The 22,605-nt window shown below is 66.7% G+C and carries 25 protein-coding genes; 10 read left to right on the plus strand and 15 right to left on the minus strand.

Going from position 1 to position 22,605, the window contains the following annotated elements:
• Positions 1–223: 223 nt before the first annotated feature.
• The 6 genes from ACSQ24_RS14915 to yidD all read right to left on the minus strand — a co-directional run bounded on the left by ACSQ24_RS14915 (position 224) and on the right by yidD (position 6,239).
• On the minus strand, positions 224–841 hold the full coding sequence (locus ACSQ24_RS14915) for a GDYXXLXY domain-containing protein (protein WP_436095426.1): 618 nt from the start codon (positions 839–841) through the stop codon (positions 224–226).
• A complete protein-coding gene (locus ACSQ24_RS14920; RefSeq protein WP_436095427.1) occupies positions 838–2,127 on the minus strand; it encodes a DUF2157 domain-containing protein in 1,290 nt (429 codons plus the stop codon). The genes ACSQ24_RS14915 and ACSQ24_RS14920 overlap by 4 nt, the downstream gene beginning before the upstream one ends.
• 214 nt (positions 2,128–2,341) lie before the next feature.
• Entirely contained in the window at positions 2,342–4,339 is a 1,998-nt protein-coding gene (gene thrS / locus ACSQ24_RS14925) for a threonine--tRNA ligase (protein WP_436095428.1), read from the minus strand.
• 168 nt (positions 4,340–4,507) lie between these two features.
• Entirely contained in the window at positions 4,508–4,996 is a 489-nt protein-coding gene (locus tag ACSQ24_RS14930) for a hypothetical protein (RefSeq protein ID WP_436095429.1), read from the minus strand.
• 49 nt (positions 4,997–5,045) lie between these two features.
• Positions 5,046–5,723 (minus strand): peptidoglycan-binding protein, encoded by a 678-nt coding sequence (locus ACSQ24_RS14935; RefSeq protein ID WP_436095430.1) that lies wholly within the window; start codon positions 5,721–5,723, stop codon positions 5,046–5,048.
• A 165-nt stretch (positions 5,724–5,888) separates the two neighbouring features.
• Positions 5,889–6,239 carry a membrane protein insertion efficiency factor YidD gene (gene yidD, locus ACSQ24_RS14940; protein ID WP_436095431.1) on the minus strand — a complete coding sequence of 117 codons (351 nt, stop codon included), beginning with the start codon at positions 6,237–6,239 and terminating at the stop codon, positions 5,889–5,891.
• 83 nt (positions 6,240–6,322) lie between these two features.
• Between yidD and ACSQ24_RS14945 the strand changes: the two genes are divergently transcribed.
• Positions 6,323–7,054, plus strand: a complete 732-nt coding sequence (locus ACSQ24_RS14945; protein WP_436095432.1) for a phosphatase PAP2 family protein — start codon at positions 6,323–6,325, stop codon at positions 7,052–7,054.
• 246 nt (positions 7,055–7,300) lie between these two features.
• Here the strand turns inward: ACSQ24_RS14945 and ACSQ24_RS14950 are convergent, their stop codons facing one another.
• The gene (locus ACSQ24_RS14950; protein WP_436095433.1) at positions 7,301–7,750 is read right to left on the minus strand and encodes an iron-sulfur cluster assembly scaffold protein; all 450 of its coding nucleotides are present in this window, start codon (positions 7,748–7,750) and stop codon (positions 7,301–7,303) included.
• A gap of 263 nt (positions 7,751–8,013) precedes the next feature.
• Between ACSQ24_RS14950 and folE the strand changes: the two genes are divergently transcribed.
• The 3 genes from folE to ACSQ24_RS14965 all read left to right on the plus strand — a co-directional run bounded on the left by folE (position 8,014) and on the right by ACSQ24_RS14965 (position 10,368).
• A complete protein-coding gene (gene folE / locus ACSQ24_RS14955) occupies positions 8,014–8,655 on the plus strand; it encodes a GTP cyclohydrolase I FolE (protein ID WP_436095434.1) in 642 nt (213 codons plus the stop codon).
• Positions 8,656–8,800: 145 nt separating this feature from the next.
• Positions 8,801–9,202: a phosphoribosyl-AMP cyclohydrolase gene (gene hisI, locus ACSQ24_RS14960; RefSeq protein ID WP_436095435.1), complete on the plus strand. Its 402-nt coding sequence runs from the start codon at positions 8,801–8,803 to the stop codon at positions 9,200–9,202.
• Positions 9,203–9,408: 206 nt separating this feature from the next.
• Positions 9,409–10,368 carry a patatin-like phospholipase family protein gene (locus ACSQ24_RS14965; protein ID WP_436095436.1) on the plus strand — a complete coding sequence of 320 codons (960 nt, stop codon included), beginning with the start codon at positions 9,409–9,411 and terminating at the stop codon, positions 10,366–10,368.
• 169 nt (positions 10,369–10,537) lie between these two features.
• Here the strand turns inward: ACSQ24_RS14965 and ACSQ24_RS14970 are convergent, their stop codons facing one another.
• Entirely contained in the window at positions 10,538–10,969 is a 432-nt protein-coding gene (locus tag ACSQ24_RS14970) for a CBS domain-containing protein (RefSeq protein WP_436095437.1), read from the minus strand.
• Positions 10,970–11,147: 178 nt separating this feature from the next.
• Positions 11,148–11,978 (minus strand): rhomboid family intramembrane serine protease, encoded by an 831-nt coding sequence (locus ACSQ24_RS14975; RefSeq protein WP_436095438.1) that lies wholly within the window; start codon positions 11,976–11,978, stop codon positions 11,148–11,150.
• A gap of 368 nt (positions 11,979–12,346) precedes the next feature.
• Between ACSQ24_RS14975 and ACSQ24_RS14980 the strand changes: the two genes are divergently transcribed.
• From ACSQ24_RS14980 to ACSQ24_RS14990, 3 genes are all read left to right on the plus strand, one after another.
• Entirely contained in the window at positions 12,347–12,919 is a 573-nt protein-coding gene (locus ACSQ24_RS14980) for a PAS domain-containing protein (protein ID WP_436095439.1), read from the plus strand.
• 63 nt (positions 12,920–12,982) lie between these two features.
• On the plus strand, positions 12,983–13,597 hold the full coding sequence (locus ACSQ24_RS14985) for a PilZ domain-containing protein (RefSeq protein ID WP_436095440.1): 615 nt from the start codon (positions 12,983–12,985) through the stop codon (positions 13,595–13,597).
• Positions 13,598–14,213: 616 nt separating this feature from the next.
• On the plus strand, positions 14,214–14,846 hold the full coding sequence (locus ACSQ24_RS14990) for a transglutaminase-like cysteine peptidase (protein WP_436095441.1): 633 nt from the start codon (positions 14,214–14,216) through the stop codon (positions 14,844–14,846).
• A gap of 197 nt (positions 14,847–15,043) precedes the next feature.
• Here the strand turns inward: ACSQ24_RS14990 and ACSQ24_RS14995 are convergent, their stop codons facing one another.
• Positions 15,044–15,574 carry a gamma carbonic anhydrase family protein gene (locus ACSQ24_RS14995; RefSeq protein WP_436095442.1) on the minus strand — a complete coding sequence of 177 codons (531 nt, stop codon included), beginning with the start codon at positions 15,572–15,574 and terminating at the stop codon, positions 15,044–15,046.
• Positions 15,575–15,629: 55 nt separating this feature from the next.
• Positions 15,630–15,959: a DUF6949 family protein gene (locus ACSQ24_RS15000; protein WP_436095443.1), complete on the minus strand. Its 330-nt coding sequence runs from the start codon at positions 15,957–15,959 to the stop codon at positions 15,630–15,632.
• Positions 15,960–16,133: 174 nt separating this feature from the next.
• On the opposite strand from ACSQ24_RS15000, the gene ACSQ24_RS15005 reads away from it, so the two are divergent.
• Complete coding sequence (locus tag ACSQ24_RS15005; protein ID WP_436095444.1) at positions 16,134–16,859, plus strand: hypothetical protein; 726 nt, start codon at positions 16,134–16,136, stop codon at positions 16,857–16,859.
• A gap of 161 nt (positions 16,860–17,020) precedes the next feature.
• Here ACSQ24_RS15005 and ACSQ24_RS15010 read toward each other — a convergent pair whose 3' ends face one another.
• Positions 17,021–17,233, minus strand: coding sequence for a DUF3126 family protein (locus ACSQ24_RS15010; RefSeq protein ID WP_057192263.1), 213 nt, complete (start codon positions 17,231–17,233; stop codon positions 17,021–17,023).
• A gap of 168 nt (positions 17,234–17,401) precedes the next feature.
• Between ACSQ24_RS15010 and ACSQ24_RS15015 the strand changes: the two genes are divergently transcribed.
• On the plus strand, positions 17,402–18,766 hold the full coding sequence (locus ACSQ24_RS15015) for a serine hydrolase domain-containing protein (RefSeq protein ID WP_436095445.1): 1,365 nt from the start codon (positions 17,402–17,404) through the stop codon (positions 18,764–18,766).
• 184 nt (positions 18,767–18,950) lie between these two features.
• On the opposite strand, the gene glyA is transcribed toward ACSQ24_RS15015, so the two are convergent.
• Positions 18,951–20,276, minus strand: a complete 1,326-nt coding sequence (glyA, locus tag ACSQ24_RS15020) for a serine hydroxymethyltransferase (protein WP_436095446.1) — start codon at positions 20,274–20,276, stop codon at positions 18,951–18,953.
• 120 nt (positions 20,277–20,396) lie between these two features.
• On the opposite strand from glyA, the gene ACSQ24_RS15025 reads away from it, so the two are divergent.
• Positions 20,397–21,278 (plus strand): LysR substrate-binding domain-containing protein, encoded by an 882-nt coding sequence (locus ACSQ24_RS15025; RefSeq protein ID WP_436095447.1) that lies wholly within the window; start codon positions 20,397–20,399, stop codon positions 21,276–21,278.
• A gap of 332 nt (positions 21,279–21,610) precedes the next feature.
• Here ACSQ24_RS15025 and rpsI read toward each other — a convergent pair whose 3' ends face one another.
• Positions 21,611–22,090 (minus strand): 30S ribosomal protein S9, encoded by a 480-nt coding sequence (rpsI, locus tag ACSQ24_RS15030; RefSeq protein WP_436095448.1) that lies wholly within the window; start codon positions 22,088–22,090, stop codon positions 21,611–21,613.
• A 2-nt stretch (positions 22,091–22,092) separates the two neighbouring features.
• Positions 22,093–22,554 (minus strand): 50S ribosomal protein L13, encoded by a 462-nt coding sequence (rplM, locus tag ACSQ24_RS15035; protein WP_436095449.1) that lies wholly within the window; start codon positions 22,552–22,554, stop codon positions 22,093–22,095.
• Between the last annotated feature and the right edge of the window lie 51 nt (positions 22,555–22,605).

Below are 22,605 nucleotides of genomic sequence, written 5' to 3' on the forward strand. Positions count from 1 at the left end.
AGGGTTCCGTCGGTGTGGCGCGGGTGCGGCAATAGCGGGAACGGGTTCGCGCGGGATCCCCTCTCCCGGATGGGAGAGGGGTAGGGGTGAGGGACTGCGGCTGATTGTTTGAGCGATGCGGCGCCGTCGCGCCTTCTGCGGATAGGACAGGCCCTCATCCCTGCCCTTCTCCCACACGGGAGAAGGGTTCCCCGCGCCCTTCATCCACGCGCCGCGTCAAATTTCAGTAAGGCGGCTCCTGATGGACGAGCTTGCCGTCGATCAGCAGGCGCTTGATGGCGGCCTGCCCGGAGGCCGAGACGGCGGCGACGATCTCCAGCCGCTTGCGCTCGGTGGTCTCGATGGCGCGGCCGGTGCCCTGAGGCACGAAATAGCTTTCGAGCCCGTAGGCGACACGGATGGCGCGGCGGCCGGCATTGCAATCGGGATCGCCGTTCGCATTGGTCACACAGGCGCCGGTCGAGACGACCTTGCCTTCGAGCACGGTCTCGCCGGCGGCCGGACGAGCGAGATAGACGCCCTTCGCTTCGGCCAGGCCATCAGCTCCGGGCGCGACGCTGACGAAGACGGGCTGGTTGCGCTCGAAGGTCTTGTCACCGTCGAGTTTCGAGGTATCGAGCGTACTGATCTTGTAGTTCAAGATGACGTAATCGCCGCGGAAGAGATCGCGCGGATCGACCGGCGCGGTCGCCAGCCTGACCTCGGTGCCCGAACGCAGGATGCGGGCGCGCGACTCGACCAGAACAAGAGTGAGCCCACAGAGCAGCAGGATGGCGGCGAGCCCGCGCCAGAGCGGCGAGACGCGGCCGATGAAGGCGTCGGCGGACGGCAGGCGGATCATGGCGCGACCTCCGCCGGCTTGCTGAACTTGGCGAGGAGCCGGCGCATGCCGCTGGCGAGGCCGATCAGGAGCGCGCCCCCGACCAGGAAGAACAGCGACTGGTCGAGCAGGGTGCCAATGGTCTGCCAGAGCAGGATCACGATCGCGATGGCGAACAGGATCGAGCCGGCGATGCTGAGCCGGCGGATGCCGCCACCCGCGCCGGAAATGACGATGCCGATCGCGACGGCGAGGATCAGCGCCGCGACGACGATCTTGCCGGCCATGCTGACCGCACCGCCGCTCCAGAACAGCACCGGCACCAGCAGCGCCATGAAGAGAGCAAGAGCCAGCGGCCAGGCGAAGCGGCGCTCCCGCGCCAGCAAGCCGAGCCCGGCCAGGGCCGGCAGCGCCAGCGCATAGGCGAAATAGTTCAGCCAGAGCGCCGTGCCTGCCTTCGCTTGATTGGGTTCGAGGATGCGGGCGAGCTCGACGTTCAGCGACAGGATCAGCCCGATCAGCCCCCAGGGCAGGCAGGCGGTGAGCAGGCCTGGCCCGCCGCGGTCGAGCGCCAGCGCACCCAGCGCGACGAACAGCGCGGAGACCGCGAGCCAATAGGCAAGCAGGCCGTAATCGAAGCGGAAGAAGGCGTATTGACCCGGCAAGGTCGCGAACCAGCCGAGCAGCACCAGCACCGCAAGATGGTGGACGAGGCGGTTGTGCCGGGTCGCGGCGAGCCAGAGCGCCGGCAGGAAGGGAAGCCAGAACAGGAGATGGGCGTTGGCCACGCGCTCGTCCCAACGTCCACCGCTCCAGGCGGCGATCGCGACGAGCGCAACGACGAGCGCCCCGTTCGAGCGCAGCAGGAAGGCGACGATCAGCGCGCCGATGGCGATCAATAGCGCCCCGCCCGGCCAGTCGGTCGGCAGGTGGTACATCTGGCCGACGAGCGCGACGCCGGCGGCGAAGATCAGCGTGCCGCAGGTCGCGGCGGCATCGGCGCCGCCGGTCGAGCCACGGCTTTCCAGCCGCACCGCGATGCCGAGCGCGCCGGCGACGCCGATCAGCACCATGGCGAGCTTCACGAGACGGGGGATCTCTTCCCAGTTCGCCGCGACGAAGGCGGAGACGCTGGATGCGATCAGGAGCCCGCCGAACAGGCCGAGCAGGGCCGGCAGCTTGAAGCCGCCGCCCTCCTGCGCCAGCGAGCGGCGGATGGTCGTAGCGCTCTCGGGGCTGACCAGCCCCTCCCCCACCCAACGACCGAGATCGGCTTCAAGCCGTTTGCGATAGGAACCCGTCAGCATCGCGCCTATTTGGCACGGGCTGACGGGTTTTGGCGAGGGTGGTCGCAGAGGCGCCAGCGCTTCTCCCTCCCCCCGCTTGCGGTGGGGAGGGCTGGGGTGGGGGGCAGTGCCGCTCGGCGCAGGGCTGGAAGAAGCCTCCGTGCCCTGCTTTGCGGCCCCCCGTCCCTAACCCTTCCCCACCGCAAGCGGGGGGAAGGGAATCCGTCGCGCCGCTTCAGGCCGCCTTGACCTTCTTCTTGCGGGCGAGATCGGGCGGCGTCGCCTCTTCGGTCAGGGCCGCGACCACGGCGTCGAGGCTCATCACCGTCTGGGCCTGGCTGCCGAGCCGGCGCACGGTCACCGTCTTCTCCTCGGCCTCGCGCTTGCCGACGGCGAGGATGACCGGGACCTTGGCCAGCGAGTGCTCGCGCACCTTGTAGCTGATCTTCTCGTTGCGCAGGTCGGCGCGGGCGCGCAGGCCGGCCGAGAGCAGCGCCATGGTGACCTCCTCGCCATAGCCGTCGGCCTCGGAGGTGATCGGGCAGACGACGATCTGCTCGGGCGCCAGCCAGAGCGGGAAATGCCCGGCATGGTGCTCGATCAGGATGCCGACGAAGCGCTCGAGCGAGCCGCAGATCGCCCGGTGGACCATGACCGGCTGCTTCTTCTCGCCGTCCGAGCCGATATAGAAGGCGCCGAAGCGCTCCGGCAGGTTGAAGTCGACCTGCGTCGTGCCGCATTGCCAGTCGCGGCCGATGGCGTCGCGCAGGACATATTCGAACTTCGGCCCGTAGAAGGCGCCCTCGCCCGGATTGATCTCGGTCCTGATCCGGTTGCCGGACTGCTTCGCGATCTGCTCCAGCACCCTGGTCATGACGTCTTCGGCATGGTCCCAGACCGCATCGGAGCCGACGCGCTTTTCCGGCCGCGTCGAGAGCTTGATGACGAGTTCCTCGGTGAAGCCGAAATCCTCATAGACCGAGAGGATCAGGTCGTTGACCTGGAGGCACTCGGCGGCGAGCTGCTCTTCCGTGCAGAAGATATGGGCATCGTCCTGGGTGAAGCCGCGCACCCGCATCAGCCCATGCAGCGCGCCCGAGGGCTCATAGCGGTGGACATTGCCGAACTCGGCCAGCCGGATCGGCAGGTCGCGATAGCTCTTCAAGCCATGCTTGAAGAGCTGGACATGGCCCGGGCAGTTCATCGGTTTCAGCGCGAAGACCTTCTGGTCGCGCGTCGGATCGTTCGGGTTCTCGAAGGCCGAGGCCGACTTCACCGCGAACATGTTGTCCTGGTACCAGCCCCAGTGGCCCGAGGTCTCCCAGAGCGACTTGTCGAGCACCTGCGGGGCGTTGACCTCCTCATAGTCGGCGGCGAGGCGCCGGCGCATATAGGTCAGCACCTCCTGGAACAGCCGCCAGCCCTTGGAGTGCCAGAAGACGACGCCCGGCCCCTCCTCCTGGAAGTGGAACAGGTCCATCTCGCGGCCGATCCGGCGATGGTCGCGCTTCTCGGCCTCCTCGATCTGCTTGAGATGCGCGTCGAGCTCCTCCTGCCGGGCGAAGGCGGTGCCGTAGATGCGCGTCAGCATCGGGTTCTTGCTGTCGCCGCGCCAATAGGCGCCGGCCACCTTCATCAGCTTGAAGGCGTTGCCGACCTTGCCGACCGAGGTCATGTGCGGGCCGCGGCAGAGGTCGATCCAGTCGCCCTGCGCATACATCTTCAGCGTCTGGTCTTCCGGGATCGCATCGACCAGCTCAACCTTGAAAGCCTCGCCCTTGTCACGGAAGAAGGCCTTGGCCTTGTCGCGGCTCCACTCTTCCTTGGTGAAGGGTTTGTCGCGCGCGACGATCTCGCGCATCTTCTTCTCGATCGGCGCGAAATCCTCCGGCGAGAACGGCTCGTTGCGGAAGAAATCGTAGAAGAAGCCGTTCTCGATGACCGGGCCGATCGTCACCTGCGTGCCGGGATAGAGCTCCTGCACCGCTTCGGCGAGGACGTGGGCGCAGTCGTGCCGGATCAATTCCAGCGCGCGCGGATCCTCGCGATTGAGGAACTCGATCTTCGCGTCGGCGGTGATCGGATCGGCGAGGTCGACGACCGTGCCGTCGAGCGCCATCGCGACCGTGCGCTTCAAGAGCGAGGGGGAAATGCCGCCGGCGAGCTCCTTGCCGGTGATGCCGGAAGGGAATTCGCGCTTCGCGCCATCGGGAAATGTCAGGGAGATCGTCATCGATCGGCTCCTGCTCACTCGGGGATACAAGCCCCGTAAGCAAAGGCGGGCACGCTGAGAAAACAGGGAGACCCCGCGCCCGGGACCGGCCTCCGGCCGGCGGCCTACACCAAGGCGGCAGCCGGACGCAACCACGTCCCCGCCACATCCCCACGCGCCAAGGCCGGTTCAGTGGCCTGCGTCGATCAGCGCACGTGCTTGCACGTTGTCGGTCGAGACGCCCGCCAGCTCCGGCTCCGAGCCCGGCCTGATCCTGAATGCCATCAAAGTCGAGGCGTTGGACGACGGCGCTGTCGCCGGGACATCCCTGCGCTGATAGCGCACACGCACGATCAGACCGACGACGCTCCCCTTTGCGTCGCTTCGCCATTCAAGCTTGCCGGGTTCCGCCACGGCCGGAAAATTGCCGAGCGAGAACGTCTCGACCATCGCGCGGGACAAGGGGTAGAGCGTCCCCGCAGCTTCGAGCACCAGCCAGCTTCGTTCGCCATCATCGACGATGACGGCGCTGATTCCTTTCGGCCCGAGGCAGCGGCGGAGCCTCGAGCCCTCTTCGGCGCCGAGCTGGCGCTCGGGAAGCACCAGACGCGCCAGAGGCCGGCAGGTCTTGAGGTCGGTATAGGAAGAGATCGACGCCGCAACGGCGTCGATCGACACGGCGGCGATCAGGACTACCAGCGCAATCGTTCCCAATCGCCGGCCGCAATCAAAGCGCATTCAACTTGTTCCAGGTGTGTTTCCCGACGACACCATCCGGTACCAAGCCGCTACGAGCCTGGAAAGCCCTGACCGCGGCGAGAGTATCGCCACCGAAGATGCCATCGACGTCCAGCTTTTCACCCGCCTTGTTCAGCTTGCGCTGCAGATCGGCAACGAGCGCGCCACGCTCGCCGACCGATACGACGCCGTCGTCGATCGTGACCGCAGGCGCCCCTGCGATCGTCGGGAGCAACTGCCGGCTGACCTCGAAATGCATGCCGTCTTCTGTGGGGAAGCCCGCCCCCCAGAACCATTGATGACGATTGAAGATCGGCGCGATCAGGGTGAGACCACGCTGGACTTTCTTGTCGCCGCGAGCGTCGAGCACACCATCGATCTTCAGGTCGATCGCCGTGCCCCAGGAATGATTGCTGATCGATGTCGTGGAGCCACGCACAAAACGGCAGCAGAGCATGCCGGCCGTAGAGAGCTTGTCGTGGACCTCTTGCTGCTCCGTCTTGATGTCCGCCATCACGGCCTTCAGCGAGGCGACAGCATTGTCGAGTCCGGTCACCCTGAAGGGCCCGACATTTTTGGTGACCATGCGCGCCTTCAGCGTGGACAGCGTCACCGGGCGGCACTCCTGATCATAGCTGCTGCGCGGATTGCCCAGCGTCGCCAGCATGAGACCATTGCCGGTACCATCGAGGCCCGGATTGATGCCTCTCGGCACCGGCACGAGATCGGTAAGCCTAGCCATGACGCGCTCCCTGACACAGAACAACCTGTGATAGAAGAATGCATGCATGACGCTGGGTCAATTCTGAAAAATATCATCCATGACGTTAGGTCATATATCGATATTTTCTGGACTGTTCACTCCGCGCCAGCGGCCATAGGCCCAGGGCTTGTACCAGGAGCCCTCGGGCGGGAGTTCCTCGCAGACCAGGTCGATGCCGGAGGTTCCGAGCGGCGTGCAGCGGCAGATGCGGGCAAAGCCGACCCAGCCGCCGGCCCAGAGCCCATGGCGCTGGATCGCCTCGTCGGTGTATTCCGAACAGGACGGCCAATGCCGGCACTGCCGGCCGATCAGCATGGAGAGGCTGAGCTGGTAACCACGGATCAGGAGATGGGCGCCCCGCCGCGGTGCAAGCGCGAGGCTCCGTCGCCATGAAAGGCTTTTTTCAGCATGTTTAGGCAAGTATGACTCGGCTGACCCCTGCCGACTCCCTTTCACCGACCTTCCATCGCCCCGCTTCGATCCCGCCTTCCCAGATCCCGGTCATGATGCGCGCACGTTTCCTTGTCTCCGCCTCCGCCCTCTGCGGACCGCTTCTCGCGCTCGCCCTGGCTACGCCGGCGGCGGCGCAGCAGAGAGCTTATCTGATCTGGCTCGACGCCGCCAAAATCGACGTCGCCAAGGTGATGGGCCTGCCACCGGCCCAGAACTCACCGGAGCACCGTGCCGAGTTCGAGAAGGTCCTCGCCATCTCCTCGGCCCGCACGCCCGAGCGCGAGAAGCAGGCGATCGCCGACCAGTATCAGACGCTCAACGCTTTCGTGAACGGCATCGACCACGCCTATGTCGAGGGCACCCATCGCGAGACCCGGCTGCTGATGCGCGAGGCTCAGGTCGAGCTCGCCATCCTCCTGAAGAGCGTCAACCGCCTGACCAGCCGTATCCGCCCCTTCCAGATGTGGAACAAGGTCAGGGTCAAGCCCTGTCCCGGCGGGCGACCGGAAGGCACCTCCTTCCCCTCGGCTCATGCCGCGACGGCTGCGCTCTATGCCACGCTGCTTTCCGAAACGGTTCCGGAACTCGCCGACAAATTCGAAGAGCGGGTCAAAAGCTATGACGAGAGCCGCCTCGTCTGCGGCTTCCACTATCCAACCGATCTGGAGGCCGGCGACAAGATCGGCCGCGTCGTCGCCAAGGCGCTGCTCGCCGACAAGACATTCAGGGTCCGCTTCGACGAGACACGGGTCGAAACCCGGCAGGCCTTCGGGCTGAAATGATCCTCTGAGGCGTCATTCCGGGACATCGCGCAGCGATGGGCCCGGAACCCATGAACACGACCGTCCCGGCACTCCCTCCGTCATTGCGAGTGAAGCGAAGCAATCCAGGGGCGGCAGAGCTCTACGCCTCCCTAGATTGCTTCGTCGCTCGCGCTCCTCGCAATGACGACAAGCGTCGTGTTCATGGGTTCCGGGCTCGGGCCTTCGGCTCGCCCCGGAAAGACGGCGAGGATCGGGGCAACCTCTTCAGCCCGCGGCCGGCTCGCCCCGCTTCGCCTCGATCTGACCGATCGCGTCGACGACCGCGTCGAAGGTCAGCATGGTCGAGGCGTGGCGCGCCTTGAAGTCGCGGACCGGCACCAGCACGGACAGGTCGGCCCATTTGCCACCCGGTGGCTCGGCTCCTTCCTTCAGGATCGCGCGGGCCCGCTCACGAATCTCGCGCAGCTCTGTGGCCGTCGAGCCGACGACATGGCGTGCCATGATCGAGGACGAGGCCTGGCCGAGCGCGCAGGCGCGGACGTCGTGGCCGAAGCCGGTGACGACATCGGCGTCCATGGTGAGGTCGATAGTCACGGTCGAACCGCACAGGCGCGAATGGGCTGTCGCCGTCGCATCGGGCGCCGGCAGGCGCTCGAGCAGCGGGATGTTTCCTGCCAGTTCCAGGATTCGCTTGTTGTAGACGTCGTTCAGCATGGGTTGTCCCGCCGGGTCTGGAGTTGCCGGCTTTCGCAACCAATATAGAGTGCCGGCTCGCTCTTAGGGAGAGTGAGCCATCGCTGGACGAGAGGGCGAACTTGTCTGACCTGCCGGCTAGAGCCGGATGCTGTCAAATGGGATCCCATTTGACAGCTGAATCCGTCTCTCATCAAAAGTGAGAGCAGGATTCATGCGAAAAACCGGTTTCCACTTTTTCGCATCCTGCTCTAGGCCGGCGAAACCGAAACGGGAGGCTCCACATGGATAATGTGGTTAAGTCCTTGTCCGTAGAGCGGGCGCGCAGCCCCTCCGCAGACAAGTTCATCATCACCCAACCGACGCAAGGCGAGGCCGAGGAGGCCGTGCGCACGCTGATCCGCTGGGCCGGCGACGATCCGTCGCGGGAGGGGCTGCTCGATACGCCGCAGCGCGTCGCCAAGGCCTATCGCGAGTTCTACAAGGGCTATCGCGAGGATGCGCACGACATGCTCGAGCGCGTCTTCGAGGAGGTCGACGGCTACAAGGACATGATCCTCGTCCGCGACATCCCGTTCTATTCGCATTGCGAGCACCACATGGTGCCCTTCGTCGGCAAGGTCCATATCGGCTACTATCCGAGCGGCGGCGTGGTCGGCTTGTCAAAGCTCGCCCGCGTCGTCGAGGTCTATGCGCGCCGACTGCAGACGCAGGAGACAATGACGGCGCAGATCGCCAAGGCGATCGAACGGACGCTGAAGCCCGGCGGCGTCGCCGTCCTCGTCGAGGCCGAGCACATGTGCATGTCGATGCGCGGCGTGCAGAAGCAGGGCTCGTCGACGATGACGACGCAATACACCGGCCGCTTCCGCGACCCGGCCGAACAGGTACGCTTCTTCACCATGGTGAAGTCGCCGGGGCTGTAGCGCCACCCGTCATTGCGAGGAGCGTTAGCGACGAAGCAATCCACGAGGGCCCGCTCGACGGCCCTGGATTGCTTCGCTGCGCTCGCAATGACGGTTGGCCTCATCGGCTCTATATAGCCAGCAGCCATCCCTTCAGGATCCTCACATGACCGCCTTTCCGACCCTCTCCAGCAAGGCCGAGATCGAGGAAGGCGCGGTACTCGCGCCGAAATTCGACCGCGACGGCCTCGTCACCTGCGTCACCACAGATGCCGCGACCGGCGAGGTGCTGATGGTGGCGCATATGAATGCCGAATCGCTGCGCCTCAGCATCGAGACCGGGCAGGCCTGGTACTGGTCGCGCTCGCGTCAGGCGCTCTGGCGCAAGGGCGAGACCTCCGGCCAGCTCCAGAGCATCATCGAGATGCGGATCGACTGCGATCAGGACGCGATCTGGATCAAGGTCAATGTCGACGGCGATGGCGGCTGCTGCCATACGGGCCGTCACAGCTGCTTCTATCGGATTAAGCCTGTCGGAGTGGCTGCCGACGGGCCATTGACCGTCTGAACCGCCAACGTCCGCTTCGTTGGCAATCCTTTCACCAAGCTTTCATGTTTCCTTCAAAAGCAACTGATAGCCGCCTAGGGTCCCGGCGCCGTTCATCTTTCGCTCATCGGCTGACGCGATCCTGAACCTCCCGCGGAGGGATTGCGCCGATGATGCTGGAGAACATCGCTAGACGGGCTTTCGGATTGGGCGGCGACGGAGCTGCGATGAACGACCTCGTTTCCGAACCTGCCCCTCGCTTCAGCCGGCCGAGGATCGGTCTTGCGCTCGGCGGCGGCGCCGCGCGCGGCTGGGCGCATATCGGCGTCCTCGATGTCCTGACCGAGGCCGGCTACGCGCCTGAGGTGATCGCCGGCACGTCGATTGGCGCGGTCGTCGGCGGTTGCTATGCCGCCGGCAAGATGGAGCCGCTGCGCGAGTTCGCGCTCGGCCTGACCAAGCGCCGCGTCGTCGGCCTGATGGACTTCCACCTTGGCGGCGCCGGGCTGATTTCGGGCGGCCGCCTGAAGCGCCTGCTCGAGCGCGACCTCGCCGGGCTGCAGATCAGCGAGCTGAAACAGACCTATGCCGCCGTCGCCACCGAGCTCGGCACCGGCCACGAGATCTGGCTGACCCGCGGCTCGCTGGTCGACGCGCTGCGCGCCTCCTATGCGCTGCCCGGCGTGTTCGACCCGGTGAAGCTGGGCGGCCGCTGGCTGATGGACGGGGCGCTGGTCAATCCGGTGCCGGTCACGGTGGCGCGCGCGCTCGGCGCCGATGTCGTGCTCTGCGTCAACCTGAACAGCGACATGACCGGCCGCGGCACGGTGATCCAGTCCTATGGCGCCGATGCCGATCCGGAGCCGGCTCCCGAGCATCGCCCCGCAGTCGGCTGGTTCGGCGGCATGCGCGAGCGCATGCGCAGCATCGTCGGCAAGGCCAACAACGACCAACCGGGGCTTGCCGGCGTGATGGTCGATGCCTTCAACATCACCCAGGACCGAATCTCGCGCTCACGCCTCGCCGGCGATCCGCCCGATGTGATGATCGGGCCCAAGCTCGGCCGCGTCGGCCTGTTCGACTTCCATCGCGCCGATGAGGCGATCGCGCTCGGCCGGCAGGCGGCCGAACGCGCGCTCGACGAGATCGGCGCGATCGTCGCCGCCAACCACCTGCCGCTGAACTAACACCACGCCCCCTCTCCCCTTGCGGGAGAGGGTCGGGGTGAGGGGTCGAGCGACGCTGCCGACCCTTCGCCTATCGAAACGCAAACGAGCAATCACAGCGCGACCCCTCATCCGTCTCGGCTTCGCCGAGACACCTTCTCCCGCAAGGGGCGAAGGGAAGACGGGTGTCTCACGCCATCGCGATATAGTCGCGCATCGCCCGGCTCTCGGCCTCGATCTCGGCGACGCGATGCTTGACGACATCGCCGATCGAGACGATGCCGGCGATGCGGCCGCCATCCACCACCGGCACATGCCGGAAGCGGCCCGAGGTCATGATTTCCATCAGTTCGTCGACGCTGGTGTCTGACCGGCAGGTCACGACCTTGGCGGTCATCGCCCGCGACACCGGCGTCTCCAGCGCCGCGGCGCCCTCCGTGCCCAGGGCCTTGATGATGTCGCGCTCGGACAGGATGCCGAGCAGGCCGCCATCCGCGCCGGTCACGACCACGGCACCAATCCGCTTCTCGGCCAGGGTCCGCGTCGCCTCGCCAAGCGTCCGGTGCGGCTGCACCGAGACCACCTCAACCCCCTTGTTGCCGAGAATATGAGCGACGTTCATCGACTTCTCCTCCGACGATAGCGGCGCCGTTGGCCGGCGCACGTTGATGGGTTTCGACGAGAGCGGCGCCGGGGGCCAACGGACCATTCCGTCCGCGGCGCGACGCCACGCTGGACTAGCTCCAATGTGGGCGAAGTCTGAGGCGACGGCAAGGCGGTCGCGAAGCGAAGCCTGCTCGCTATGGTTGCGATCGGCGCCGGACCGGCCCGCGATCCAGCAGCGGGAACAGCAGGAGCCCGGCGAGGAAGCCGCCGATATGAGCCTCCCAGGCGATGCTGGTCTCTTCGCCGAGGATCGGCACCAGGCCGGCCCCGAACAGGATGTTGGTGACGAACCAGATCACCACGAAGAGCAGGGCCCGCGAGTTGCGCCAGAGACCGCCGAGCGGCTCGGCGGGAATAGCGCGCACCACCTCGTCGTGACCGAGCCCGCCGAAATGCACGCCGGGCGAAAAGACGAAGCGGATCGCCGCCGCCGTCGCGCCCGAGACACCGGCGGAGGCGCCGACCAGCGGCAGCACGTCGAGTTCGCGTGACCACCAATGCAGCAAGGCGCCGGCGATGGTGGAGAGCGCCATCAGCAGCAGGAAGCGCCCTGCCCCGAGCCGGCGCGCGACCGGGCTGCCGAAGGCCGCCAGCCAGACGACGTTCGAGATCAGGTGCAGCCAGGAGCCGTGCAGCAGCCCGTAGCTGAGCAGGGTCCAAAGCTGGCCGTCGCCATCCGCCAGCAGGAGGCGCACCAACTGCAGGCGCTGGACGAAGTCAGGCGTTCCTGTGGTTCCCAGGCTCCGGGCGATCTCCTCGAGACGCTCGGGCGCGAACCAGAGCGTCAGCCGCGCCGGGACGAAGGACAGCCAGGAGACGAGGAGGAAATCGTCGCGAGCGCTGAGCAACTCGCGCGCGCCCTGGATCAGCGCCAGTGCGGCGATCAGCCAGACGACGGCACCGGGCAAATTGAAGACCGGCTCACGCGCCGGAGGACCGTAGGGATCGTCTGGATGTTCCGCCATCACGCCCTCAGTCGCGCATCGGTCGTCGGCAGGCAACAGAAAAGGGGAGAGCTGACGCCCTCCCCTCTCCTCCCCGGCCGGTCACGCCCCCGCGCCCCCCGCCTTTCCAGTGAGCCCGAACGGTTCGGACGGACTCGAATTCGACACCTGATTTATCCGGCATTTTACCGATCTTCCACAAGCTTAACCCTTGCTTAACCTTAACAACCCCTGCCGCCTCCCCCTGTCCGGGCCACGTGGCAAGACGGCATGCGCGCTGCGTCCTACCGATTCGCAAGGACCCGACCGTCCCCGCCTCGAACGAATGCGCTCCGATTTGGCACGCCTTCGCACGAACAGGGACAGCGCAGACCGGACTGGACAGGATCATGAAAAACCCGAGCACCCGCCTGGTTTTCGACTACTGGGACACGCTGCGCGGCGAACGGAGCGCACCCGAGCGGGGCGAGATCGAGCCGGGCGCGCTGCGTCATGCGCTCGCCGACACCTTCGTGCTCGAGAACGAGCCGATCGGGCCGGTCTTCCGCCTGGCCGGAACGCGGCTCTGCGCCCTGTTTGGACGCGAACTGCGTGGGCGCGCCTTCACCGCGCTCTGGCCGGATGTCGAGGCGCAAGGCGACATCCGCCGTCTCGTCCAGACCGTCATGGACGAGACGGCGGGCGCCGTCGCCGGCCTCTCGGCGCAGACGCAGAACGGCGCCACTGTCCATCTCGAGCTGCTGCTGCTGCCCCTGCGCTATCGCGGGCGCACCCATGCCCGCATCCTCGGCGCCCTCTCGCCGACCCTGTCACCGGAATGGCTCGGCCTCGACACGCTCGATTCGATGCGGATGATCTCGCTCAGGATGATCTGGCCGGATGCGCGCGCGCTGCGTCAGGCAGAGCCTTCCGGCCAGGACAAGCGGCCGAAACTGATGCTTCTGCCGGGTGGGCGTGTTTGATACGACTAACCACCTCTTAACCGGCGGACCGCTAGCATGGCCCTGTTAGGAACAAGGTCTGCAATGCTGACGGCGCCCCAAAATCCGAAGACGGGCTCGGTTCCGGTCGAGCGCCGGCGGCATCAACGCATGAAAGTCGTCCTGCTCGGGCGCTACATGCTGCCCAATCGCATGGAATATCCCTGCCAGACCACCGACATCTCGCCGGGCGGCTTGCATATGGTTGCGCCGGCGAAGGCCGCAATCGGCGATCGCGTCATCGTCTATCTCGAACATCTCGGCCGCATCGAGGGCACGGCGGTGCGCACGACCCCCGCCGGCTTCGCCATGACCATCACCGCGACGAGCCGCAAGCGCGAAAAGTTCACGGCACAATTGACCTGGCTCGCCAATCGCGAGGAACTCGGCCTGCCCGAGGACCGTCGCCATGAACGGATCGTGCCGCGCAATCCGCGCTGCGTCCTGGTTCTCGAGGACGGCACCGAGCATGCCGTGCGGCTGATCGACTTCTCGCTATCGGGGGTGGCCTTCGCCAGCGATCATCAGTTCGAGATGGGCACGGCAATCCGGCTCGGCAGCACCGCGGCGATGATCGTGCGCCGCTTCGACGGGGGCTATGCCGCCCAGTTCCGCATGCCGCTCTCCGCCGACCTGCTCGACGAGAATCTCGAGCTCTGAGCGCGGTCTCGGACGCAATTTTTCTGACTGAAGCGCTCCATCGCCGCTGGTAGGGCTGGTTTCCATAACCAGCGGACTCGCCTCAATCGCGATGCGCACATTCGTGGCGCAGTCGTTCCGCGCCGCACAGGGGCATGCGCGGGAACCCCTCTCCCGGATGGGAGAGGGGTAGGGGTGAGGGACCGCCGCTGATTATCTGAACGCAACGGAGCCGCTGCAACCCTCTGCGGTGAGGGCAGGCCCTCATCCCTGCCCTTCTCCACTGATCTCGGGCTTTCCCGAGATCAGCACTCAGGGTGATCGAAGTCGGGTAGACCCGACTTCGATGCGGGAGAAGGGTTCCCCGCGCCCATCATTCGCGCTCAGTGGCGACAGCCGGCGATACGGCCCGCTTGCGCGCTCCAGCCATGGTTAAGAGACTGGATGGTTAAGGAAATCCATGGTTAAGAACCTCTGACGCGAGCGCTGAGAATTCTTACCAGCGGTTTTATACACGATTTTCTCTAAGTACTTTTGCGCTCTATAGGCTCGATTTCAGTAAAATTGTCCGCTTTCATTTCAAGCGATCTCTACAGCGCACGAGCATGGTCGTTCCCGGGACAGGAAAGGGGACGTCATGTTTTCGCACTTCCGGGGATTTCGCGGCTTCGCCGCTGCCACCATCATCATTCTCGCCGGCGTGACCGGCGCCGAGGCGCAGCAGAGCGCCGGCCTGCCGATCGCCAGCGCGCCGATCGTCGCCGGCGGCGAGGCCCGTGCGCCTTATGCCTGGACGGACTTCTGCAAGCGCAGCCCAAGTGAATGCGCCGTCGATAGCCGCGAAGCCGAGTCGGTCGAGCTGACGCCGAAGCTGTGGAAGCTGATCGTCGCAAGCAACGTCAAGGCCAATCGCGACATCGAAGCGATCACCGATCAGGACCATTGGGGCGTGGTCGACCGCTGGGACATCCCGACCGACGGCAAGGGCGATTGCGAGGACTATGTCCTGCTGAAGCGCCAGCGCCTGGCCGAGGCCGGCGTGCCACGCCGGGCCATGCGCGTCACCGTCGTGATCGACGAGGAGAATGCCGGTCACGCCGTGCTGATGATCCGCACCGACCGCGGCGACTTCATCCTCGACAACAAGCGCAACGCGATCCTGCCGTGGAGCCAGACCGGCTACACCTATGTGAAGCGTGAATCCCAGGCCCGCACCGGCTGGGCCTCGCTCGGCGGCCTCTCGACCGCGACGGTGGCCTCGCTGCGCTGAACCACACAGCGCGCCGGGCGGGGACGAAACCCGGCGCGACACGACATCGGCTAGGCCCGGATGGGCTTCGCCACCAGACGACGAGTCCGGTCACGTCCCCACCCACCCGTCCCCGACCGGGCATCGTCCAGGGCCGGCTCCTTCCCCGGGAGCCGGCCCGCTTCTTTTTCAGGAATGGACGGAACGGGGCGGAGCGATCAATCGATCCGCTTCATGCCCTTGGCGAACAGCTTCCAGCGCTCGGAATAGCCGGCGGCCGTGCGGGCAATGCCGGCAGCAGCCGCCTCGTCGAGCGTGCGGATCGCCCGGGCGGGTGAGCCGACGATCAGCGAATTGTCCGGGAATTCCTTGCCCTCGGTCACCAGCGCATTGGCGCCGACCAGGCAGTTGCGGCCGATCTTCACATGGTTGAGCACGGTCGCGCCCATGCCGACCAGGCTGTTATCGCCGATGGTGCAGCCATGCAGGATGGCGCGGTGGCCGATGGTGCAGCCGGCGCCGACCCGGAGCGGCGCCCCCATGTCGGTGTGGAGGACGCAGCCTTCCTGGAGGTTCGTAGCCTCGCCGATCTCGATCCATTCGTTGTCGCCGCGCAGCACAGCGCCGAACCAGATCCCGACATCCTTCGCCAGCCTGACGCGGCCGATCACATGGGCATCGGGCGCGAGCCACCATTGCCCCTCCGGCGGAGTCTCCGGCGCGGTCCCGTCGAGCGAATAAAGTGGCATGGCGTGTCCTCCGGAGCGTTTCAGCCCGAGGATTGCAGGGCCGCCGGCCCTGTCGTCAAGCCGCGCCGAACATCATCAGGAGATCGAGTACGACCCGGCCGCTGATCAGGCTCCAGAGCGAGGCGATCATGCTCGCGGCCATGACGAAGAAGAAGGGCCGCCCTTCGATCCGCCGGCCACGCACGGTGTTGCGCAGGATCAGGAAGGGGGCGCTGAACACCACGACCGGCACGCTCGCCACCGCGCCGACACCGCCGCTTTGCAGCAGCTCGAAGCCGACGCGCTTCTGCGTGAACAGTTCGAAGGCACTCGCCAGCAGCCCGGCGAAGGCGAAGCCGAGAACCAGCGATTTGAGGGCCTCGACGGCGGATGGTTCGAGCGTCACGGGCAAGGGCTTCCAGCGGATGCTGCCGAACCATGGCGCAAGGTCGCTCAACGCGGAAGCAAAGCTTTAACCGATGGTTAACCACGCCGGCCCGGACATGGTTTACGGGACGTTAAGGCGGCTCTGGTTGAGTTTCCTGACAGGGCCGCGCGCCGGCCCCCAGGGACGAATCCGATGAGCCTCTACGCCGCGCCCGAACAGGCCCAACCGCTCAACAGCGCCACCGATGTCGCGTCGCTGATCCGCAATCATCTGCGGCGTCGCCCTGCACCCGTCCTGCCGCGTGGCGACCGGGCGCTGCTGCGGCTTGCGGCCGCCATCGTCGTCCTCGGCTTGGCAGGCACCGGCCTTGCCCTGTTCGCGACCCGCCCCAATCCCGATGCCGGGACCGAGCTGCATCCTACGAGGGTCGGCGATGTGGTGCTGGCGATTCCGGCCAACCTGACCGGTGCCGACAGCGACGAGGGGCGTCTGGTCGGCATGGCGCGCCTGCGCCTTGACTGGCCGAGCCTTGGCCCGGTGACACCGGAGAGCCGGCAACGCCTGCTGGTGACGTTGAGCCCGCCGGACAAGGTCAACGAGCCGGCGACGCAGCTTTCCGTCTATGCCCGCTTCCTGACGCCGACGGTCTGGTCGAATCCGGGCGGGCTGGTGGTGCGCGGCTTCCGCAAGGGCTCGCCCTATGAGGGCGACGAGTTCTATGTCTCGGTCCCGGACGGGCGCGGCTTTGCAGCGCGCTGCCCGGTTGAGACCGCGCAAAGCGGCCTCGACGAGCCCTGCCGCGTGACCTTCCGTCATCGCGGCGTCGATGTGAACATCCGCTTTCCGCGCGCCATCGTCGCCGACTGGCAGGTGATGATCGGCGGCGTACGCCGCAGCATCGACCGGCTGATGCGCTGAGCTGAGCCCCAAGCCCTCCCCCTGAAGCCCTCATCCTGAGGAGCCGCGCAGCGGCGTCTCGAAGGATGCTTCAGGAGGCTCGGGAGACAGCTGGACCATCCTTCGAGACGGCCCTCCGGGCCTCCTCAGGATGAGGGCTGAAACACCCGGAGCACCTATCGTCAGTCCTCGAGATCGACGTCGAGGATCGCCATGGTGAAGTTGAACGAGCGGTCGCCGTCCTCATCATCGACATGGATGATGCCGATGAACTCGTCGGCGAGATAGACCTCGGCCGAGTCGGTCTTCTTCAGCCGCGCGCGCACGCTGATGTTGTGGTTGGCGAAGGTGCGGCGCAGATACGCTTCGAGCTTGGCGAGTTCGGTCTTGTCCACGGTAACGATCCTTATGTGTTGCCGGACGGATGCCACGCGTGGGCGCCGAGGGCAAGGACCAAGGCGATCCGGCGGGCAATGCATGGCTCCCGCGCTTTCCGGCGCTGACGCAGCGCAATCACCCGTGCCAAGCTGCGTTTCCCGCCCCGCTCGACGACGGATTCCCCGATGAAGCCCTGGCTGCCCGCCGCGCTCGACTATGTCGCAAGCTGGCTCGAATTCCAGCGCCGTTTCCATGACCAGCCCGGTTGCGCGGTCGCGATCGCCGATGGCGGCAAGATCGTGCTGGAGGCCGCCTTCGGCAGCGCCGACCTTGCGACCGGCGAGGCCCTGACGCCGCGCCACGGCTTCCGCATCGCCTCGCATTCGAAGAGCTTCACCTCCGCCGGCATCCTGCGCCTTGCCGAACAGGAGCGCCTGCGGCTCGACGACAAGGCTGGCGCCTATATCGAAGGCCTGCACCCCGAGGTCGCGGCGGCGACGCTGACACAGCTGCTCTCCAACAGCGCCGGCCTCCTTCGCGATGGCGTCGATTGCGGCCAGTTCTTCGATCGCAAGCCCTATCTGCGGAAAGACGAGCTGCTCGCCGATCTCGCCCGCCCACCGGTCTTCCCGGCCTCGCAGCGCTTCAAATACTCCAATCACGGCTTCGCTTTGCTCGGCCTCGTCATCGAGGCGGTAACCGGCGAGCCCTACGCCGACTGGATCGCCCGCGAGATCGTCGTCCCTGCCGGGCTGAAAGAGACCAGGCCCGACATCACGCTCTGGAGCGGGCCGATGGCGAAGGGCCATAGCGGCAAGCTGCCGCTCGGCCGGCGCGTGGTGATTCCGGCCGACAATCCAGGCAACGCCATGGTCTCGGCCGCCGGCTTCGTCGCGACCGCGGCCGACATCGCCCGCTACATCGCCCAGCTCTCACCGAAGGCTGAAGCCAGCGTACTGTCGCCGCTGAGCCGCCGCGAGATGACGCGCCGGCTCTGGCCCGACGCCGAAAGCAGCCTCGGCCGCCATTACGGGCTCGGCACCATCTCGGGCGGCGGCGATGGCTGGGACTGGGTCGGCCATTCCGGCGGTTTCCAGGGCTTCATCACCCGCACAGCCACCGTGCCCGAGCAGGGTCTCACCGTCTCGGTCCTGACCAATGCCATCGACGGCCTCGCCCATCCCTGGCTCGACGGGGTGATCCAGATCTTCCGGACCTTCGTCGAGCACGGCGCGCCGACACCAGCGACCGAGCGCTGGCGTAAGCGCCTCTGGACGGTCTGGGGCGCCGGCGACCTCGTCCCGGTCGAGGGCAAGGTGCTGATCGCCAATCCGGCGCTGCTCAACCCGTTCCTGGATGCCGGCGAGATCGTGCCCGAAGCCGAGGATCGCGGCCAGATCGTCAAGGCCTCGGGCTTTGCCAGCCCCGGCGAGCCGGCCCGTCTCGTCCGCAATGCCGCAGGCGAGATCGAGTCAGCCTGGCTCGGCGCCGCGCATGTCGTCGGCGAAGAGGCGCTGCAGGCGGAGATGCTGGAGCGCTATGGCGGCTGAACCGCGTCATGCATGCGCGGGATCCCCTCTCCCGTGTGGGAGAGGGGTAGGGGTGAGGGACCGCCGTTGATCGTTAGGATGAAGCGGCGCCGCTGCGACCTCAATCGGATAAGGCAGGCCCTCATCCCTGCCCTTCTCCCACACGGGAGAAGGGTTCCCCGCGCCCGTGATCTGCGCTCCGGCCTCACCTCACATAATGCAGCCTGCCGAACCGCCGGCGGAAGGCGGTGACGTCGCTGGCGATCGCCTCGACCGGGCGCGCGCCTGAGAGCCCATCGGCGATGTAGCCGGCGAGTTCGGGCATGTGCTCGGGCTTCATGCCGAAGCGGACGATCTCGGGCGTGCCGAGCCTGAGCCCGTTGACGTCGCCGGCGACCTCTGCCAGCGGCAGGCCGATGCCGCAGCTCAGGATGTTGACGGCGCGCAGCCGCTTCGCCGCGGCCTGCCCGCCACCGTAAGGCGCGGCCTCGATGGCGAACTGGTGCGAGGTCGTCATGCCGCGATCGCGGGCGAAGACCGGGACCTGCCGCTCCGTGAGCGCCTCGGCGAGCGCCTTGGCCGTCGCCGCCATCATCGCCGCGTAATCGCGACCGAATTCCTGCCAGTCCATCATTGTGATCGCCAGCGCCGCCGACTTCGCCGCGTCGAAATTGGCGGTCAGGCCGGGATAGGCGATGGCGTCGAGCTTCTCGGCGAGACCGGCGTCATTGCTGACGATCAGGCCGGAGGGCGGACCGCCCAGGCTCTTATAGGTGCTCATCGTCATGACGTGAGCGCCCTCCTCCAGCGGCTGCTGCCAGCCACCACCTGCGATCATGCCGGAGAGATGGGCCGCATCGAACAGCACGATCGCGCCGACCTCGTCGGCGATGGCGCGGATCTCGCGGATCGGGTGCGGGAACAGGTTGAGGCTGCCGCCGATGCTGATGACCTTGGGCCGGAGCCGCAGCGCATCCTCGTGCAAGCGCGCGACATCGACCGTATAGCCGTCGGCATCGATGGGGGCGGGATGGCTGACGACGCCGTAGAGCCCGGCGGCGCCGGCGCCGTGATGCGTGACATGGCCGCCGATCGCGGGCGGCGGCGCGATCACGACATCGCCGGGCTTGGCTGCCGCCATGAAGACATAGAGATTGGCGATCGCGCCGGAGGGCACGCGAATCTCGGCATAGGATGCACCGAAGACCTCGGCCGCGAGCTCGGCCGCCATCACCTCGATCTGCTCGATCGCTTCCAGCCCCATCTCGTATTTGTCGCCGGGGTAGCCGAGCGAGGGCCGGGAGCCCAGCCCCTGCCCGAGCACCGCCTCGGCGCGCGGGTTCATCACATTGGTCGCCGGGTTGAGGTTGACGCAGTCGCGCTCGTGGATGGTGCGGTTCTCGGCGACGAGATCGGCGAGCCTGGTCTCGCGCGCTGCGCGGTCCTGGCCGGCGATCTCGCCGGCGATCCGGAGCACATAGTCCTCGCTCGCCGCCGGCACCCAGCCGCGCCGCGCCAGTTTCACCGTCATCGCCATCCCTCGCCAAGCCTTGTTTCGTCACACCATTGCAGCGATTTGCCGGCGCGGACGCAAACCAGTTATCGTCGCGTCGAGGCCTAGAAAATCTCGGCCTCTCCGCCGGTATCGAGCATGCCCGTCCGACCGCCCCGCCCTCCCTTGCCGCCGCTCAACGCGCTGCGTGCCTTCGAGGCAGCGGCGCGGCTCGGCAGCTTCTCAAAGGCGGCCGAGGAGATCGGGGTGACACAAGGCGCCATCGCCCAGCAGGTGCGCCTTCTCGAAGCCTTCCTCGGCCTGCAATTGTTCCGGCGCTTGCCCCAAGGCGTGGCGCTGATCGAGGCCGCGCAGGAGGCAAGGCCACGGCTCAGCGCCGCCTTCGATGCGCTGGCCACGACCGTGCAGGAGCTCAAGGCGAGCCATGCCGGCCGGGCGCTCACCATCGCCGCCCTGCCCTGCATCGCCCAGCTCTGGCTGTCGCCACGCCTGCCGGCGCTGCAGCGGGCCTTCCCGGGACTTGCGGTCTCGATCAGCGCGATGGAGGAGCCACCCGCGGGCCGGCACGACAGTTTCGACCTCGCCCTGTTCTATCTCGCCAAGCCACCAACCAATGCGCTGGCGCTCGGCGAGGACAGCCTGTTTCCGGTCTGCGCCCCGGCGCTCGCCCGCAACCTGCGGACACCGGCCGATCTCGCCGGGCAGACCCTGCTGCACGACGCCGTCTGGCGCAGCGATTGGGCGCGCTGGCTGCGCCACGTCTCCGCCAATGGGATCGATGCCGGCCGCGGCCCGTCCTATTCGCTTTATGCGCTGGCGCTCGATGCGGCACTCGGCAGCGCCGGTGTCCTGCTCGGTCGCAGGAGTGTCGTTGCGCCCTATCTGGCGGACGGGCGGCTGGTTCAGCCGTTCATCGACGAACTTCCGAGTGGCGACCGGCTGACCATGTTGTTCCCGCCGGCCGGCAAGCCACATCCGCGACGCGCCGAGGTCGTCGCCTGGCTAGAAAACAGCTTCTGAAATGCGGACTGCATTCGCCGCGTATGGCGCGGGGAACCCCTCTCCCGGATGGGAGAGGGGCAGGGGTGAGGGACTGCCGCTGATTGTTGGAACGCGACGGTGCCGCTGCGCCTTCTAAGGGTATGACGGGCCCTCATCCCTGCCCTTCTCCACTGATCTCGGGTCTACCCGAGATCAGCACTCAGAGTGTCGAAGTCGGATGAATCCGACTTCGATGCGGGAGAAGGGTTCCCCGCGCTCTTCAGCTCGCTCAGCGCCCTTCCGGAAAACGAAAAAGGGCGGCTCGTGAGAGCCGCCCTTCGGATCGATGTTGGCCAAGGCCGATAAAGAAATCAGCGCTTCGAGAACTGGAAGCTGCGGCGGGCCTTGGCCTTGCCGAACTTCTTGCGCTCGACCACGCGCGAGTCGCGGGTCAGGAAGCCTTCCTTCTTGAGCGGGCCACGCAGCTCGGGCTCGTAGAAGGTCAGAGCCTTGGAGATGCCGTGGCGGACCGCGCCGGCCTGGCCGGAGAGGCCGCCGCCCTTGACCGTGACGACGACGTCGTACTGGGTCAGGCGATCGACCAGCATCAGCGGCTGCTGCAGGATCAGGCGCAGCACCGGGCGGGCGAAGTAGACTTCCTGGTCACGGGTGTTGACCGTGATCTTGCCGGAGCCCGGCTTGATCCAGACGCGGGCGATGGCGTTCTTGCGCTTGCCGGTGGCATAGGCGCGGCCCTGCGCGTCGACCTTCTTGACGTGGACGGGAGCCTCGGGCTGGACGCCCTTGGCGACCTGACCGAGCTGCTCGAGAGACTGGAGAACCTCGGCCATCGTCAGACCCTCGCATTCTTGCGGTTGAGTGCCGCGACGTCGAGCGCCTCGGGCGACTGGGCGGCATGCGGATGCTCAGAGCCCTTGTAGACGCGCAGATTGCCGAGGATCTGGCGGAAGAGCGGGCCGCGCGGCAGCATGCGCTCGACAGCCTTCTCGACGATGCGCTCGGGGAAGCGACCTTCGAGAATGAACTTGGCCGAGCGCTCCTTGATGCCGCCGGCATAGCCGGTGTGGTGGTAGTAGATCTTCTGGTCGCGCTTGCGACCGGTCAGCACCACCTTATCGGCGTTGATGACGATGATGTTGTCGCCACAGTCGACATGCGGGGTGTAGGCGGCCTTGTGCTTGCCGCGCAGACGCATCGCCACCAGGGTGGCGAGACGGCCGACGACGAGCCCGGAGGCGTCGATCACAACCCACTTCTTCTCGACATCGGCGGGCTTGAGCGAGATGGTCTTCATCGCGGCACCCTTCGGCTGCTTGAAAAAAGGACAAGCCGCCAGCGAACCGGC

The sequence above is a fragment of the Allobosea sp. LjRoot237 genome (genome assembly GCF_964253285.1).
Lineage (GTDB): Bacteria > Pseudomonadota > Alphaproteobacteria > Rhizobiales > Beijerinckiaceae > Allobosea.